Source organism: Neisseria sp. P0019.S003 (assembly GCF_051957115.1).
Taxonomy (GTDB): Bacteria; Pseudomonadota; Gammaproteobacteria; order Burkholderiales; family Neisseriaceae; genus Neisseria; species Neisseria flavescens_D.
The window spans coordinates 363,889-379,333 of record NZ_JBQCWT010000002.1 but is presented as its reverse complement, the minus strand read 5'-3'; the positions used below and the strand labels follow the sequence as shown (position 1 = coordinate 379,333).

18 protein-coding genes are annotated in these 15,445 nt (G+C 48.7%); 8 read left to right on the top strand and 10 right to left on the bottom strand.

Translation table 11 applies throughout. The features are described from left to right. The first annotated feature begins 1 nt into the window (after position 1). Together ACTHTS_RS04975 and ACTHTS_RS04970 are read left to right on the top strand one after the other, a co-directional pair. Complete coding sequence (locus tag ACTHTS_RS04975; protein ID WP_107723196.1) at positions 2-526, top strand: hypothetical protein; 525 nt, start codon at positions 2-4, stop codon at positions 524-526. Positions 527-828: 302 nt separating this feature from the next. After that, complete coding sequence (locus ACTHTS_RS04970; RefSeq protein WP_440369382.1) at positions 829-1,359, top strand: hypothetical protein; 531 nt, start codon at positions 829-831, stop codon at positions 1,357-1,359. Positions 1,360-1,552: 193 nt separating this feature from the next. On the opposite strand, the gene hemB is transcribed toward ACTHTS_RS04970, so the two are convergent. The 5 genes from hemB to ybaK all read right to left on the bottom strand — a co-directional run bounded on the left by hemB (position 1,553) and on the right by ybaK (position 5,421). Continuing rightward, entirely contained in the window at positions 1,553-2,554 is a 1,002-nt protein-coding gene (hemB, locus tag ACTHTS_RS04965; RefSeq protein ID WP_254342226.1) for a porphobilinogen synthase, read from the bottom strand. A gap of 32 nt (positions 2,555-2,586) precedes the next feature. Continuing rightward, positions 2,587-3,297: a DUF6973 domain-containing protein gene (locus tag ACTHTS_RS04960; RefSeq protein ID WP_440369381.1), complete on the bottom strand. Its 711-nt coding sequence runs from the start codon at positions 3,295-3,297 to the stop codon at positions 2,587-2,589. 159 nt (positions 3,298-3,456) lie between these two features. Beyond that, positions 3,457-4,329, bottom strand: coding sequence for an EamA/RhaT family transporter (locus tag ACTHTS_RS04955; protein WP_440369380.1), 873 nt, complete (start codon positions 4,327-4,329; stop codon positions 3,457-3,459). A gap of 3 nt (positions 4,330-4,332) precedes the next feature. After that, a complete protein-coding gene (locus tag ACTHTS_RS04950) occupies positions 4,333-4,920 on the bottom strand; it encodes a DnaJ domain-containing protein (RefSeq protein ID WP_440369379.1) in 588 nt (195 codons plus the stop codon). Positions 4,921-4,935: 15 nt separating this feature from the next. Beyond that, positions 4,936-5,421, bottom strand: coding sequence for a Cys-tRNA(Pro) deacylase (gene ybaK / locus ACTHTS_RS04945; protein ID WP_440369378.1), 486 nt, complete (start codon positions 5,419-5,421; stop codon positions 4,936-4,938). Positions 5,422-5,520: 99 nt separating this feature from the next. On the opposite strand from ybaK, the gene ACTHTS_RS04940 reads away from it, so the two are divergent. Both ACTHTS_RS04940 and ttcA read left to right on the top strand, forming a co-directional pair. Then, entirely contained in the window at positions 5,521-5,874 is a 354-nt protein-coding gene (locus ACTHTS_RS04940) for a RidA family protein (RefSeq protein ID WP_440369377.1), read from the top strand. Between the two features lie 128 nt (positions 5,875-6,002). Next, entirely contained in the window at positions 6,003-6,962 is a 960-nt protein-coding gene (gene ttcA / locus ACTHTS_RS04935) for a tRNA 2-thiocytidine(32) synthetase TtcA (RefSeq protein ID WP_003683461.1), read from the top strand. Positions 6,963-7,054: 92 nt separating this feature from the next. Here the strand turns inward: ttcA and ACTHTS_RS04930 are convergent, their stop codons facing one another. Next, entirely contained in the window at positions 7,055-7,675 is a 621-nt protein-coding gene (locus ACTHTS_RS04930; RefSeq protein WP_440369376.1) for a TetR/AcrR family transcriptional regulator, read from the bottom strand. Between the two features lie 394 nt (positions 7,676-8,069). On the opposite strand from ACTHTS_RS04930, the gene ACTHTS_RS04925 reads away from it, so the two are divergent. The 4 genes from ACTHTS_RS04925 (at position 8,070) to ACTHTS_RS04910 (ending at position 12,579) form a co-directional block, all read left to right on the top strand. Continuing rightward, positions 8,070-10,115 (top strand): TonB-dependent receptor, encoded by a 2,046-nt coding sequence (locus ACTHTS_RS04925; protein WP_440369375.1) that lies wholly within the window; start codon positions 8,070-8,072, stop codon positions 10,113-10,115. A 97-nt stretch (positions 10,116-10,212) separates the two neighbouring features. Further along, positions 10,213-10,611, top strand: a complete 399-nt coding sequence (locus tag ACTHTS_RS04920) for an extensin (protein WP_308538335.1) — start codon at positions 10,213-10,215, stop codon at positions 10,609-10,611. Between the two features lie 100 nt (positions 10,612-10,711). Then, positions 10,712-11,947: an MFS transporter gene (locus ACTHTS_RS04915; protein WP_440369374.1), complete on the top strand. Its 1,236-nt coding sequence runs from the start codon at positions 10,712-10,714 to the stop codon at positions 11,945-11,947. 143 nt (positions 11,948-12,090) lie between these two features. Next, entirely contained in the window at positions 12,091-12,579 is a 489-nt protein-coding gene (locus ACTHTS_RS04910; protein ID WP_063075298.1) for a DUF456 domain-containing protein, read from the top strand. Between the two features lie 61 nt (positions 12,580-12,640). Here ACTHTS_RS04910 and ACTHTS_RS04905 read toward each other — a convergent pair whose 3' ends face one another. The 4 genes from ACTHTS_RS04905 to rpoE form a co-directional block, all read right to left on the bottom strand. Continuing rightward, positions 12,641-13,300, bottom strand: a complete 660-nt coding sequence (locus ACTHTS_RS04905) for a UPF0149 family protein (protein WP_440369373.1) — start codon at positions 13,298-13,300, stop codon at positions 12,641-12,643. A 34-nt stretch (positions 13,301-13,334) separates the two neighbouring features. After that, positions 13,335-14,126 carry a TrmH family RNA methyltransferase gene (locus ACTHTS_RS04900; protein ID WP_440369372.1) on the bottom strand — a complete coding sequence of 264 codons (792 nt, stop codon included), beginning with the start codon at positions 14,124-14,126 and terminating at the stop codon, positions 13,335-13,337. Between the two features lie 118 nt (positions 14,127-14,244). Further along, on the bottom strand, positions 14,245-14,793 hold the full coding sequence (locus tag ACTHTS_RS04895; RefSeq protein ID WP_440369371.1) for a sigma-E factor negative regulatory protein: 549 nt from the start codon (positions 14,791-14,793) through the stop codon (positions 14,245-14,247). A 5-nt stretch (positions 14,794-14,798) separates the two neighbouring features. Continuing rightward, positions 14,799-15,398, bottom strand: a complete 600-nt coding sequence (rpoE, locus tag ACTHTS_RS04890) for an RNA polymerase sigma factor RpoE (RefSeq protein WP_440366413.1) — start codon at positions 15,396-15,398, stop codon at positions 14,799-14,801. Between the last annotated feature and the right edge of the window lie 47 nt (positions 15,399-15,445).

Here is a 15,445-nt window from a genome sequence, read left to right as displayed (position 1 = left end):
TATGGATCTGGACCAAAAAATTGATTATCTGACTGATAATATTATTGCTTTAGCTGGGCAAACGGAAAAGCGGGCAAAAAATGCTGAACTATTAATTTCACAAGCATTCCAAGAATTGAATACAGCAACTACCGATTTGAACCGCTCAGCAGATACTATTAAGCAAACAGCCGCAGAAGAAGTACATCGTGGTTTAAATCAGTCAGTAGATAAATTTACCGAAAGGATGGAGACAAGTGGAAGATGGTTGCTCGAAAATTCTCGTGAAATTGAAAAACAGCAGCAGCAATCAGCTAAAAATTTAAAATATTTGGTAATAGCATCAATCACTCTATTTTGCCTAACTGCTCTATTATGTTTAGGTACAATAGTTTATTCTATTCAACTGGCTAATACCCAGATAAAACGTATAGAATGGGTTGAGGAAATTAATAAAGCTATTGACAATGGTAAACTGATGCGATGTGGAGAGGATGGAGGTATTTGCACCAGAATAAAAGGTAAGTCAATCCGATTGGATCAATAAGTCTATGCCTAGGCAAAAACTCTACCCAACAGCTGAGATCCAAATACAGGATTTCAGCTGTTTTTGTTCCAAATCTCCCCTTTATTTCCCCTTTTCCTCCTTGAATATTCGATAATTGGACATTCGGATCACCTTCTAGGCTACTTAGTCTGAAAAATCAGTAGGCTATTTTTCAGACGACCTTTATTTGGTCAAAATTACTATACAAGATTTTTTTAGATTTTCAAAAAATAAACCTTAGTCAGGCTCTAAAGAAAACTAAAAATTCAATCCACCGATATTTATAATGAATTGAGAAAAAAATGGGATTTATCCTTTTCCTCCTAATGGGTCTATGCTTAGTTGCAGCTGTCATTGCCTTTATCAGGCTTGCTGGATTCTACTCTAAGAAGCAGCTTGAAAAACAAGTTATTTTCTATGGTGTATTACTATCCATATTCCTACAGACCTTTATTTTTTTGAAATACGTCCGCATAAAAGAATATTGGGCATTTAATCCACTATTTACACAAATGAATTATCTATTTTTTAAACCATTTGTGCTTTCAATAGTTATCGTTCCTCTTGAGTTTGAGAAACTGTCCAAATTAAGCAAAATCGTCCTATCCGGCGTGATATGCGGTGCTGCTTTTTACTACTTGGCGTTCCCACCTTTCATGACATTACTGTATTTCATTATTGCTGTGGCTTTGGCTTTTACAAAAACTCAATATGCTCAATTTTTAAATAAGATTATTCTGATAAGCATCGTATCTTCATTAATACTGTCGTTCGTTACCATGCCGTTGCTTGAAAACGTATTGGAAGCCTTAAGTATCAGACGATATTATTAAAAACAAACCATAAATTTCAAAATTGCATAATTTGAAATTCAGTAACTTAGATTTCAATTAATCTATTAATAACTATACATTTTTCCGTATCAAGGCCGTCTGAAATATAATGATTGAGCCAATCTTAAGTAATACAAAAAAGCGGCTAAACAGGATAAACACTGTTTGCCGCTTTTTAATTTATTTCTTTATTTTACTTCTTCAACAATTTTGCCGCTTCAATCGCATAGTAAGTCAAAATGCCATCAGCTCCGGCGCGTTTGAATGCCAACAGGCTTTCCAAAATGGTTTTTTCGCCATCCAGCCAACCGTTTTGAATGGCTGCCTGAAGCATGGCATATTCGCCGGAAACTTGGTAAGCATAAGTCGGTACGCCGAACTCGTCTTTGACTCGGCGGACGACATCCAGATACGGAAGACCCGGTTTTACCATTACCATATCTGCACCCTCTTGAATATCCAATGCTACTTCGTGCAAGGCTTCGTTAGTGTTTGCAGGATCCATTTGGTAGGTTTTCTTGTCTGCTTTACCCAAATTGCCGGAGCTACCGACGGCGTCGCGGAACGGGCCGTAGAACGCTGAAGCATATTTTGCCGAATACGCCATGATGCGCGTATGGATATGTCCGGCATCTTCCAAAGCTTCGCGGATGGCAAGGATACGTCCGTCCATCATATCTGATGGGGCAATGACTTGTGCGCCTGCATCGGCATGACACAAAGCCTGTTTTACCAAAACGTCAATGGTTTCATCGTTGAGGACATAGCCATTTTCATCGGTTAAACCGTCTTGGCCGTGAATGGTATAAGGATCCAAGGCAACGTCGGTCATGATACCCAGCTCTGGGAATTTCTCGCGCAGGGTTCGTACCACTGTCGGTACCAAGCCTTCAGGGTTATAAGCTTCCTCCGCAAACTCGGTTTTGTTTTGCGTTACCACGGGAAACAAAGCCAGCATAGGAATGCCAAGCTTCAGTGCTTCTTCAGCGGTAAACAACAATTTGTCCAAACTTTGGCGTTTGACACCCGGCATGGATGGGACTGCCTCTTCCTGGTTCTGGCCTTCCAATACAAAAACCGGATAGATCAAATCATCTGCCGTCAAAGTATGCTCGCGCATCAGACGACGTGAAAAATCGTCTTTACGCATACGGCGCATACGGGTGTTTGAGACATAACGCGGAGGGAAATTCATAACAATTGCCTTTCAATAATGAAGTCTTAAAATCAGTCTTCGACTTGACGTATGGCTTTGACCGAACGTTTGATTTCGCTGAGCGTACCGGTTTTATAACTATTACGTTCCTGTTCGGTCATACCGTTTTGATCCAATTTGGCGATATTTTTCAATGCCTCGGCATACTGGCCGTCTGAAAGTTTTTCCTGTTTGATGCGCCAACGGTTGTTCACTTCGGAAGCCGTCCATAAGCCTACTTTGTTGTAGTAGAACAAAATGCTTGCCGCCAGAGTCTTCATATCGCTATCGGGTTTGGCACTGCCGATACTGCGGCCGATACGGTTGTTACGTTGATCGACTGCCTGGTCGGCAAGATAACGGCTGAAGTAGTCGTCTTTACCTTCTCGCAACTCCATATCCGTCAGGCGCGCATTACCTGCTTTTTCGGCAATAATGCTGTCGAATTTAGAAGCAATCGCTGCCTGCCATAATGCTTGGCGTACGGCATTGACCTGTGTTCCCCTGCTGTCGCCGTTTGCTTTGTCGTCCAAACCTGTACGCTCGGCAAAGCGTGTGGCATTACTGGTCATATTGATTAAGCCTTCGTCTTCCATGCCGATAACTTGGGCGGCTACAGGATGGTTAAGCGCGAATTGAGCCATTTTGCTGCGGCGGCTTTGATCTTCCTGATACGATTGACAGCCGGATAATACCAGCATGCCGAAAACGACGCATTGAATGTGTTTTTTAATATGTTTCATGATGTAACTATCGATATTATTGTGTGAGTTCAACTTATTGTTTAACATAGAAACGCCCGTAAGCGCAAAATAATTCCCATACGGCCAAATCGGCGCATGAATGGCTATTTTATAATAAAAATAAGGCCGTCTGAAAATTTTCAGACGGCATAAGTATTTTTAACCTACCAAGCTACGAATCTGCGGCCAATAAAACAGACAGGCTATCGAGCAAATAGCAATACTGATACCGGCTGCATTAATGCTACTGATTTTTTCTTTAAACATTGCCGCACCAATCAGCGTACCCAAAACAATCACGCCGATGTTCATACCCGCAAACACTAAGGTCGGATTATCCTTCATGATTTGGTGTGCCGAAATGTAGGTAACAATATTCAAAAAATTCAGGCAGCCCAAAATCATACCGCCCACTATACCCTCTTTGGTCCATTTGCTTCCTTTGGCAAACAGGTAGCCAAACATCAAGATACCGGCCAAACAAAATGCCACCAGCAAATTACCAGCAAACGCGGTACCGCTTTTCGCTACTTGTTTGAACAGAATATCAATGATGCCGTAGCCACACCAAACGCCCAAAAGCAGCATCACTTGCGTACTGAGGCCGCCGGATTTCTTGCCGCCATCGCTTTTCCAAAGCAAGAAAAACAGTGCCGTAAATGCCAATACCAAACCGATTAGACGGCCTTCGGTCAACTGCTCATGGAAAAGCGTGAATGAAGCGACAATCGGCAGAAACAGCGATAAGCGTTGTGCCGCGTCCGATTTGACGATACCTGCTGCATCTACGGATTTGCCCATAATGACAAACACGGTTGGCAGCAATATGCCCAAGGCCGCAAAAAGCCACCAAGTCGGTAAAAATACCTGCGGATTGCTTAAATCTGGCTTTAACACCAGCATGGTCAAAGTGACGGCAACGATATAGTTTACTGCTACCGCCTGCTCAATATTGATTTTTTGCTTGCGCGCCACTTTCAGCAATACGGAAACCAACACGCTGCAAACGATACTTGCCAATAAATATGCCATGCTTTAAAACCATCCTTGAGTGGAGACGGGCTTATCTTCATTCAGTTTAATCAGTCCGATGACTACACGGTAAATAAACCAAATGGCAGTTACCAACAAAATCAGCCAACCAATTAAGATCAGTGTAGTAAAAGTTCCCAAAACCGTACCCACTAAAGACACCCAAAATGTCTTAATCAAATAATCGATATGACTGGCGTAAATACTGCCTTGAGCCTCATCGCGTTTAACATACGCCATAATCACACCGACAACGGGGGTAAACAAAATCAATAAGCCCACAGCATATGTAACATAAGCAATAAAAACATAGTTTTTTACGTCAGAGCTGGGCGTGTTGACCACATTTGTCGCCGTATCATTGAAGCTGTGGTCTTTGACTTCCTGACGCTCGTACTGCATAGCCGCATCATAAGCCAGACGTTTTTCCGGATGAGACAATACTTCAAACGCCTGTCCGATGGCTTTAAACCGCTCCGCATCTTTCTGAATGTCCGGATTGGCCACCAATTTGCCGTAAGCTTCGCGGATAACGTTGATATCCGCATCCTGAGATACACCCAAGATTTCGTATAAATTTAATTGTTCCATCTGTATTCCTATCCTTTATGAATCGACTGCAACATGAACATCTTGCGGGTTGAGCGTCCGCAGGTTTTCAGGTTTCACGCCCACGATAAACCCACGTTTGCCGCCATTGATAAAAATCTCGTCCAAAGCCCAAATGCTTTCTTCCACATAAACCGGCAACGCGGTTTTCATACCGAATGGCGACGTACCGCCAACCAAATATCCTGTCCATTTCGCCGCCTGATCCGCTGTTGCCGGCTCGATGTGTTTCAAGCCCAGTTCACGCGCCAGATTGCGGGTGGAAATATGTTTGTCGCCGTGCATTAAAACAACCAAGCCTTTCTTATGTTCATCCTGTAAGACGATCGTTTTGATGACTTGATGTTCGGGCTTGCCCGTACATTCGGCAAAACGCGCCGTACCGCCGTGTTCTTCATACGCATAAACATAAGGGACAAAATCGATTTTCTTACTGCGTAAAAAGCGTACTGCCTGCGTAACCGGATATTCTGCTTTACTCATGGGTTGTTTTCCGCCATCCTTTTCAGACGGCCCCTCTTAAATGTGGAACGTAAACAGTCGCAATGTTACCATACCTTCTTTTTGAAATCAGGAGACAACATGGACATCCGCTATCTTGGTACAAGCAAACGCTATTCGGAAGCCGTCGTAGCCAACGGCTTGATTTTCCTCTCCGGCATGGTTCCCGAAAATCCTGAAGCCGATGCCAAAGCGCAAACTGAAAACGTTTTGGCGCAAATCGATTCATGGCTCGCACAATGCCAATCCGACAAAGCCCATATTTTAGAAGCCACCATCTATCTGCCCGATATGAACGACTACGCCGCCATGAACGAAGCCTGGGACGCATGGACAGCCCCTGAACGCGCTCCGGCTCGCGCCTGCGTAGAGGCGAAACTGGCTTCGCCCGACTGGAAGGTTGAAATCAAAATTACCGCCCTTCAAATCAAATAAGGCACAAATATCAGGCCGTCTGAAAACGCCGCTTCAACCAAGCAAGCGCAGTTTTTCAGACGGCCTTTATTCTTTTGCGGTACAATACCGCCCTTAAATTTTTCTATTATTTCAAAGCACAAACAGCCATGTCCAAAAAAACCAAGCAAGAATTAGAAAACAACAAACTCAGCAAACGCCTGCGCCATGCCGTCGGCGATGCCATTAACGATTTCAACATGATCGAACCGGGCGACAAAATCATGGTCTGCCTCTCAGGCGGCAAAGACAGCTACGCCCTTTTAGACATTCTGCGCCAGCTTCAAGCCAGCGCGCCGATTGATTTTGAACTGGTCGCCGTCAATCTCGACCAAAAACAGCCGGGCTTCCCTGAAGAAGTATTGCCGACCTATCTCGAAAGCATCGGCGTTCCCTACAAAATCGTTGAAGAAGACACTTATTCCACCGTCAAGCGCGTATTGGAAGAAGGCAAAACGACTTGTTCGCTGTGCAGCCGCCTGCGCCGCGGCATCCTCTACCGTACTGCAAAAGAATTGGGCTGCACCAAAATCGCCTTGGGACACCACCGCGACGACATCCTCGCCACCATGTTCCTGAATATGTTTTACGGCGGCAAACTCAAAGCCATGCCGCCCAAACTGGTAAGCGACAACGGCGAACACATCGTCATCCGTCCTCTCGCGTATGTCAAAGAGAAGGACTTGATTAAATACGCCGAGCTGAAGCAATTCCCAATTATCCCATGCAACCTCTGCGGCTCTCAGCCCAACCTGCAACGCCAAGTCATCGGCGATATGTTGCGCGACTGGGACAAACGCTTCCCTGGCCGTATTGAATCCATGTTCTCCGCACTGCAAAACGTCGTTCCATCGCATTTAGCCGACACCGAACTTTTCGACTTTGTTGGCTTGGAGCGCGGTCAAAGCCTGAAACACGGCGGTGACTTGGCGTTTGATAGCGAAAAAATGCCGGAACGTTTCTCCGATGGCAGCGAAGAAGACGAAAGCGAAATCAAAATCGAACCGCAAAAAACCGAACGCAAAGTCATCAATATTCTGGCAAACAAACCCAAAACCTGCGGTATGTAACCGCGTTTAGACGTTCAGACGGCCTTTCGGTAGCTATTTACTGAAAGGCCGTCTGAATATTCATATTTGAAATTTCTTCTATTCTTTTTTATCTATTCTTTCCCTGACAAACCGTGCAGCAGCAATCCTAATACGTCTTGCGGCAGCTTTTGCGGCGCGGCGGCATAAAGCGCGGTCAGTTGAGGATGGCGCATCAATATATCCGCCTGACGGATGAACAGGTCGATGAGTTCCACCGGCAAACCAGGCTGAATCAGGCGGCGTTGCTGCAGAGTATGGAAGAATCCGCGCATAAAAGCGTATTTTTCTTCGTTCAATTCGTGGAAAAACCGCTCCAGCTCCAAATCGGTGTTCTCTTCGATGTCGCGCAGGAAAGCGGCGGAATAGAGTTCTTCAAACGATTGTTTTTGCAGGGCAAACACAGCCTCGGCGGCTTCGCGCAGGCTGCATTGCCGTGCAAGCAGATTTTCAAATTCGGTACGGACGCGGTTTTTCTGCTCGGTAACGATTGCCTGCAAGAGTGCGTTTTTACCGCTGTAATATTTGTAAAAAGTAACGCGGCTGACGGCGGCCTCAGCGCAGATGCTGCCTACGGATACGGCGGAAAAGCCATGTTCGCGGAATGAGCGGCGGGCGGTGTCGGCGATAGTTTGTTGTTTGCTGGCAGTCATGACGGTAGGAAGGTTTTGATTTTGTTCATAAAGGGTTTTCACTAAAGTTATCCGCAAGTCGGATACTCATCATATTTCCCCACGGCAGCAATGGCAATATGGCGGCTTTCAGACGACCTCTTTCCTTATCCCTCCGCTCCGCCCTACGAATGAGGGCTATCGGATGCTTGGCAGGCCAAATTCATGAAGATTACAGAATCTGCCTCCTCCAACCTTCTCCCAAAAATAGGAGAGGGATTTTTTTGGATAATTCACGATAAGAGGGGAAACAAAGTGAATGATAAACACTTGCATTCCTGTTTCTTATTTCTTATACTTTACATTAATAGTTTGTTTTATGTAAATATGTAAACACAAATATTTGCATAATGAAGGAACAATTGGATTGCCTGATGTTCAATCCGCCCCGACCTATGCCGTCTGAAAGGATAAAGAAATGCAGAAACACACTCTCCGCCGCCTGCCTCTATTGATTGCCGCCGCCTTTGCCTCCGAATGGATTTATGCCGCCGATGCGGCGCAAGATGCGGAACAGGTGCAGTTGGAAGAAGTCGTCGTCACCGGCGAACGCACCAATCGCAGCAGCTTTGAAACCGCCACGTCCAACCGCGTTTTCTCCACGCCGAACATCGACCGCAGCGGCCACAACCTTTCCGCAACCGACCTGCTGAAACAAACCGTGAATACGGTGGACTTGGGCAGCGGCAACGATTTGCCGACCGTGCGCGGCGTGGACGGCTCCGGCCCCGCTGTCGGCGCAGTGGCGTTTTTCGCGGGCACGCGGCCGCGCCTGAACCTGTCCATAGACGGCCGCTCCGCCACTTACAACGAATTCGCCTTCGGCACGCAGTCGCTGTGGGACATGCAGCAGGTGGAAGTCTTGCGCGGGCCGCAAAGCCATGTGCGCGGGCAGAACGCGGTGGCGGGCGCAGTGGTGATGCGTTCCAAAGACCCGACCGACGAATGGGAAGGCGCGCTGCGCTTGGGTTTGGGCAACCAGAAAACGCGCAACATCGCCGGCGTAGTGTCTGGTCCGATTGTGAAAAACAACCTTGCCTTCCGCTTGAGCGCGGAGCGGCAGCAGCGCGAAAGCTACGAGCCGTTCGTGTCCTATGAGCCGACCGGCAACCCGCGCCGCGTGGAAAACAACAACGTGCGCTTCAAACTCCTGCTCACGCCCGAAAACCATCCCGATTTTTACAGCCGCCTGACGCTGAACCACATCCGTTCGCGCGCGCCGCAAAACGAAATCATGGGCAACACCTCCAGCCGCCGTTTTTTAAAAGAAAAGCCCGTGTTCGTAACCGGCTCGACATCGGGCATCTGGGACGTATCGTGGCAGCTTAACGACTATCTAAAACTGGAAAACAAACTGGTTTATGGCCGCTACCACAACGAGCGGCTGCACCTGCCGATGACCGTCAGCCCGCAAGGCGTACCCGCCGAACTCAAAGGCCGCGAACTACAATGGGAGCCGGTATTGCATTTTTCCAACAAAGGCCGTCTGAAAGGCCTTGCCGGACTGCACTACTTCCGCAGCAAACAAGACGAATGGGTAGATATCCGCAGCGTCGGCGGCCGCAACACCTTTGACGACCGCAACAGCGTGCGCGCCCTGTTTGCCGAAACCACATACAGCCCCAGCGAAAAATGGGACATCACAGCCGCCGCACGCCTTGAAAAAGAAACGCACAAACGAAGCGGCGGCAGCGGCGCGCTGCACCTTGATTTAGACAAAGGCCAGACCGTGTTCCTGCCCAAAATCGACATCGTCTTCAAACCCACCGACCAATGGGTCAGCGGCATCAAAGCCGCGCGCGGCTACAACCCCGGCGGCGCGGGCATCACCTTCGGCCGTCCTGTCGTAACCTACACTTATGAACCCGAATATGTGAACAACTACGAGTGGTACACCCGCTGGCGCAGCGCAGACCGCCGCCTGCAACTCTCCGGCAACCTGTTCCTGAACCACTACCGCGACATGCAGCTTCCCTTCTATCTCGGCACCAACTCCGTCGTCATCCGCAACGCCAAAAAAGTCCACACCTACGGCGCGGAACTCGCCGCCGACTGGCAGGCGACTGACAGCCTGAAACTCACCACCGGACTGGGGCTGCTCAACACCAAAATCAAAAGCTATCCCGACAGCGGCATCGAAGGCAACAAACTCGGCCGCGCGCCCAAATACACCGCCAACATCGGCGTGAAATACCTGAACGACAAAGGCTGGGAAGCCGGCGGCGACGTGCGCTTCTACGGCGGCTACTACTCCGCCGCCGACAATGCCGAATCGGGCAAAATCAGCGCATACAACCAAGTCAACCTTTACACCGCCTACAACTTCAAACAAGGCCGCGTCTCGCTCTACGCCGACAACGTGTTCAACCGCCGCCAACCCATATTCATTTCCAGCGCCGACCGCCAAGACGCGCTCTACCAACGCCCCAGAAGCGTGGGCGTGAGCGCGGAATGGAAGTTTTAAATGAAGCTGAAATGATAGAGGCCGTCTGAAATAATCGTAGGTCGGACATTTATGCCCGACCTACCGTTTATTCCTCCAAAACACCCAAAGGAATCCCATGCACTACTTCACCCCTGCCAAAACCCTGCCCGAAGGCACCATCTACCTGACCGACCTAACCCACGTCGCCGACTTTTCCGACTGGCTAGCCGAATTCGAAACCCTGTTAAACCAAAACCCCCGCTTCGCCACCGTCTGCACCCCGATGCGGCGGCAGGTGAGCGATGAACAGCGCATTGCCGACCGCAAAACTTACATCGAATGGATAAAGGCACATCGGCCACAACTGTCCGAACGCTGCGCCGCCATGCTCCTTATCGAACCCGACGCGGCGCAACTGGCATTCTTCCGCGAACAATCGTCCAAACTCGGCCACGCGCTGGGCGTGAACTACATCGTCGAAGCAGATGAAACAACCGCCCTGCTTCGCGCAGAAGAAGCGTTGAAGGCCGTCTGAAAAGATACTAAACCTATTTAAATACAAATCAAGTATTGCCACCCAATATGTTCAGACGGCCTTGTCCCTTTATTTGCCTCATCTTCAAAAGAATCATGTGATGTCCGACAATCAGACTTCCCCAAACTCACGCGACTGGCTGCTGCTTATCGGCGGCAGCACCTACAAATTCACGCTGACCGGTTTTTATCTGGTCGCGCTGGTCGCTATTTTGAAAAATCACGGTTACAGCCTGAATCAACTGAGCTGGATTCATTTAATCGGCAGTATCGAAGCAGCGAAGGTATTGTTTGCCGCACTGATGGAGCGGCGGCCGGCGGGGCGGTTCGGACGGTTTCGCGGCTGGCTGCTGGCGGCGACGCTGGGGCTTTCGGCAGTGTTCGGGCTGATGGCCTGTACCGACATAACGCAGAACTTCGCGCTGCTTTTGACCTGCTGCGTACTGCTCTCGGCGATGTCGGCGGTGTACGGCTGCGCGATGCTGGGTTTGTCGTGCATCGTCCTGCCGCACCGCGAACGCGGTTTCGGCGGCGTGATTCAGACGATGGCGGCGCGCGGCGGCAAGATGATCGGAGGCGCACTGGTGTTGTGGCTGTATCAGGAATACGGACAGACGGCGGCGGCCGGCTTGATGCTGGCGTTCAGCCTGCTGATGCTGCTACAACTCTTGTACTACCGCGAGCCGGAAAGTCCGACTGCGCAAGGCAGTTGGATGGCGTTGGCAGCACGGCTGGTTTCTTTTTGGCAGCAACCTGAAACGGGCTGGCGGTGGCTGGTTTTGCTGTTTGCCGTTGCCGCACCGTATGCGTTTATGGCGGCAACTTTTGTGCCCAAACTGGCAGATTTGGGCTTCACCCCGAAACAGACGGGCGGGATTTTGGCGGTGGGTATTCCTGTTACCTGCCTGATTGTGACGCCGCTGTCGGGCTGGTTTTCGCGCAATTATCCGCGCCGCAAACTTGTGTTCCTGCTCTACGCGCTGCAACTGCCGCTTTTGGCGTCCATGACCGCCATCGACGCGCTCGCTCGCGTCCACCCTTGGCTGCCGCCCGCGCAAATCATCGCCCTGAGCCTGAGCTACACGCTGCTACTGCCGGTGATACTGGCCTTGGTGATGGACAAATCCGACCGCGCAACCGCCGCACTCGACAGCAGCCTGCAATTTTCCGTCGTCCTGCTCGGCAGTTACGCGGCCGGTTTCGCCGCCCTGCAGCTGGCAAAGGCTATTGGTTATACAGATGCGTATTGGGTTGCAGTGTACTTAGCCGTATTGGTAGGCCTGCTTTTATATTTGAATAGAAATTTATTCAATTATTCAGAGCGTGATTCACAATAATTCGCTTAGATATTTATCCATCGATTTTAATTGGGCGTGCCTCCGGATAATTTTTCATTTTATTGCACAATCTCTCATGAAAATATAACAAAACGTGCCCATAATACTGCAGTTATTACACTCTTAAATTCAAAAGGAACCTCATGACTGCTGTTCTCATCGTTCTTGGCTTGATCGCCATTGTTGTCGGCATCTTAGGCACTATTTATCCTGCCTTGCCCGGATTGGGTTTGATGTTTGGTGGCGCATGGCTATTGGGTTATGCCGGCGATTATCAAGTGTTTGGCTCGGGTACGCTGACCTTTTTGGCCATCGTTGCCGTATTCGGTACTGCGATGGACTATGTAGCGGGCGCATTGGGTGCAAAATATACCGGTGCTAGCAAAACCGCAGTTTGGGGCGCGTTTATCGGCGGTATCGTCGGTGCATTCTTCTCCATTCCTGGCTTATTGCTCGGCCCGTTGACCGGCGCGGCCATCGGCGAATTTATCGCACGTAAAGACACTTGGCAGGCAGGCAAAGTCGGTATCGGTACGTTTATCGGCTTCATCATCGGTACTGTGGCCAAAATCGGCTGCGCATTGACCATTGCGCTGACCATCCTGTTTGTTTGGTTAGCCTCATTCTTCTAAACAAAAAACATTAAAGGCCGTCTGAATTTCAAGCATTCAGACGGCCTTTTTATTTCATTGGTTATTTGCCGCAGCAGGCTTTGTACTTTTTACCGCTGCCACACGGGCAAGGATCGTTGCGCCCCACTTTTTCGCCTTCACGGCGTACGGTTTGCGGCTTATTGATGATGGCCTGCCAGTACCAGTAAATATCAAGCAGAACATGCGGCAAATCAGACTCCAGCTGGGTCAGCTCTTTTTCATTCAGATGCAAGATGACTTCGCCGTTTTCCTCATCGTCATAGATGCCGCCCAAAGCCATAATCGGATAGAACAAATCTTCAAACTCTTCCTGACCGACTGCTTCAAACCAATCGGTAGGCACAATATCCAGTGCGTAAAGGTAGGCGTTACACCAAGTGTAGAAATCCGGATTGCCGGCTTCATCTTCATAAAACCACAAATCAGGCAGAATTTTTTCGTTGAGCTTCATGCGCATATCAGCGGCCATTGCCATGACCAAACGTTCGATTTCGGTGCGCTCTTTGGCATCAAACAAAGATTCCTCACCCAAAATCTCAGGCAGCCAGTTGGTCGGATTCAAAGCATCCGGACCGCTCAATAAAGCCATCATAAAACCCTGCACTTCATCACAACGCATGGTGTTGTGGGCTTCGGATTTGGCATCCAGCAATTCCATCAATCGGCTGCGTGCCGCTTCATCAAAAGTCAGTATTTGCATTTTTGTTCCTTAAAATAAAATCGTATTATTGTTTTCAGACGGCCTGGACATGGATACGCTGCCGCATTTGTTCAAACAGACAAACCGTCGCCGCCATCGCGACATTCAAGGATTCGGTTTGCCCCAACATGGGAATTTTGACACAGGCATCAGCCTTCTCTTTTATTCGTTCGCTCACACCGCTGCCTTCATTGCCAAACACCCAAGCACAAGGTTGACTGAGATCCATCTCATACAAACCGATATTGCGACTGCCCAAGGCAGTTGCCCAAATTTGATGCTGATACGTTTCCATCCAAGCGGATAATTCCACTCGGCTAAAAATAGACAGCAGAAAATGTGCACCCATCCCCGCTCGCAACACTTTAGGCGACCAGATATCCACGGAATCATTGCCGCACACGATTTGCCTGACTCCGGCTGCCGCCGCGCTGCGCAAAATCGTCCCTGCATTGCCGGGGTCTTGTACCCGCTCCAATACCACACAATCGCCGTCTGAAGGTAAACCTGCCTGCTGCGGAATATCAATCCAAGTCATCACATCATCGGCATCGGTCAGACTGGTGATTTTAGACAGTGCTTCGTTACCGACCCAAGTAATCAATCCCTCATCCAACTGCGCCGTCATTTCTTGAATTTCAGGATGTTGCTGTTTCTTTTCAGACAGATAAACCTGTTTGGGCGTACCGCCGCTTTGCAAATAAGTTTGCAGCAGATGTACGCCTTCCAATACGGTTTCACCGCTTTCACGCCTTGCTTTGGCCTGCGTCAGCAGACGGAATAAATGTTTGAGCTGTTCGTTTTGAGCAGAGGTAATCAGTTTCATGGAGCGCATTATAACTGTTTTGACTTCGTTGAAGCTATGCTTTCAGACGGCCTGACGGTTTTGCTACGAAAATAAAAAACCCTTGCAATGAAGCAAGGGTTTTGCATGATTTCATTTTTTACTGCACAACAGTCTGCTGCTCATTTTGCTGTTCGGTACGGACAGTCGGACGGTTTTCAAGTTTGCCGTCTTTTGCCGCATTCGGCACAACAGTCTCGCCAGGCTCAGAAGCTGCTTTATCAACAGACGTACCGCTTACCGGAATGATATTTTGGGCAGGTTGAGTATTAGACTTCTCTGCAACCGGCATAGCGTCACGAGAAGCTTGCGGTGTAAATTGCCATACTGCAACAGCAATCGCACACACGCTGGCAGCAGCTGCGAAGAATTTGAAGAAGCTGCTATTAGCCACTTCACGCTGAGCATATTTTTCCTGTTTGCCTTCAGCTTCGGCTTGAGGCACTGTAAATGCTTTGCTTTGCATGGTTTCACCGGCAACACTTGCCGCTGCACCCTGACGGATACAGTCGCCGATAATGTGGTACTCATGCCAAGCGCGCATAGCTTCCTCGTCTGCCAATACGGCATCCAGCATCTCATCAGTCAATGCTTCACCGTCCATCAATGCAGACACATACTCCAATGCTTTATTTGTTTTTTCGTTCATTTTTATTACCACCTTTGATCTTCAGAAGTATCCAACAGCGGCCGCAAATCTTTTGCAATCAGTTCACGCGCTCTGAAAATACGCGAACGTACAGTACCTATCGGACAATCCACTACCCGAGCTATTTCTTCATAAGACAAGCCATCCATTTCCCTAAGTGTAATGGCTTGACGCATATCGTCTGGCAGTTGCGCAATGCTTGCTTCGACGGTCTGCAAGATTTCCCGATTCATCATTTCAGCTTCCGGCGTATGGTAATCCGCAATCTGATCGGTTAAATCAAGAACATCTCCCTCCTCATTGGCTGCTTCCGAGCTGACAAAAAACTGGCGACCCGAAGTGGTCAGGAAGTTCTTTGCTGTATTGATACCGATACGGTACAGCCATGTATAAAACGCACTCTCACCGCGAAAATTAACCAGCGCACGATAAGCCCTAATCATTGCCTCTTGGGTTACATCGTACACTTCATGCTCATCCTGAATAAAACGGGAAATCAGTCTGTTTAGCCGACGCTGATACTTGGACATCAGCATCTCGAATGCCTTATGGTCACCTTTCTGCGCGCGCTCCACCAAAACTTGATCTATTTGGCGATCGTTCATACCCAACCTTTAATCGTTTTACTGCTTTAAACCAAAAAATAGTAAAG

What these genes read in the sequence shown, in the direction of transcription:
- ACTHTS_RS04895 (WP_440369371.1), bottom strand. Translation starts at nt 14,793, where the DNA reads ATGAACGAAAAAACAAATAAAGCATTGGAGTATGTGTCTGCATTGATG.
- ACTHTS_RS04950 (WP_440369379.1), bottom strand. Translation starts at nt 4,920, where the DNA reads ATGGAACAATTAAATTTATACGAAATCTTGGGTGTATCTCAGGATGCG.
- ACTHTS_RS04925 (WP_440369375.1), top strand. Translation starts at nt 8,070, where the DNA reads ATGCAGAAACACACTCTCCGCCGCCTGCCTCTATTGATTGCCGCCGCC.
- ACTHTS_RS04910 (WP_063075298.1), top strand. Translation starts at nt 12,091, where the DNA reads ATGACTGCTGTTCTCATCGTTCTTGGCTTGATCGCCATTGTTGTCGGC.
- ACTHTS_RS04940 (WP_440369377.1), top strand. Translation starts at nt 5,521, where the DNA reads ATGGACATCCGCTATCTTGGTACAAGCAAACGCTATTCGGAAGCCGTC.
- ACTHTS_RS04955 (WP_440369380.1), bottom strand. Translation starts at nt 4,329, where the DNA reads ATGGCATATTTATTGGCAAGTATCGTTTGCAGCGTGTTGGTTTCCGTA.
- ACTHTS_RS04900 (WP_440369372.1), bottom strand. Translation starts at nt 14,126, where the DNA reads ATGAAACTGATTACCTCTGCTCAAAACGAACAGCTCAAACATTTATTC.
- hemB (WP_254342226.1), bottom strand. Translation starts at nt 2,554, where the DNA reads ATGAATTTCCCTCCGCGTTATGTCTCAAACACCCGTATGCGCCGTATG.
- ybaK (WP_440369378.1), bottom strand. Translation starts at nt 5,421, where the DNA reads ATGAGTAAAGCAGAATATCCGGTTACGCAGGCAGTACGCTTTTTACGC.
- ttcA (WP_003683461.1), top strand. Translation starts at nt 6,003, where the DNA reads ATGTCCAAAAAAACCAAGCAAGAATTAGAAAACAACAAACTCAGCAAA.
- ACTHTS_RS04905 (WP_440369373.1), bottom strand. Translation starts at nt 13,300, where the DNA reads ATGCAAATACTGACTTTTGATGAAGCGGCACGCAGCCGATTGATGGAA.
- rpoE (WP_440366413.1), bottom strand. Translation starts at nt 15,398, where the DNA reads ATGAACGATCGCCAAATAGATCAAGTTTTGGTGGAGCGCGCGCAGAAA.
- ACTHTS_RS04960 (WP_440369381.1), bottom strand. Translation starts at nt 3,297, where the DNA reads ATGAAACATATTAAAAAACACATTCAATGCGTCGTTTTCGGCATGCTG.
- ACTHTS_RS04915 (WP_440369374.1), top strand. Translation starts at nt 10,712, where the DNA reads ATGTCCGACAATCAGACTTCCCCAAACTCACGCGACTGGCTGCTGCTT.
- ACTHTS_RS04970 (WP_440369382.1), top strand. Translation starts at nt 829, where the DNA reads ATGGGATTTATCCTTTTCCTCCTAATGGGTCTATGCTTAGTTGCAGCT.
- ACTHTS_RS04920 (WP_308538335.1), top strand. Translation starts at nt 10,213, where the DNA reads ATGCACTACTTCACCCCTGCCAAAACCCTGCCCGAAGGCACCATCTAC.
- ACTHTS_RS04975 (WP_107723196.1), top strand. Translation starts at nt 2, where the DNA reads ATGGATCTGGACCAAAAAATTGATTATCTGACTGATAATATTATTGCT.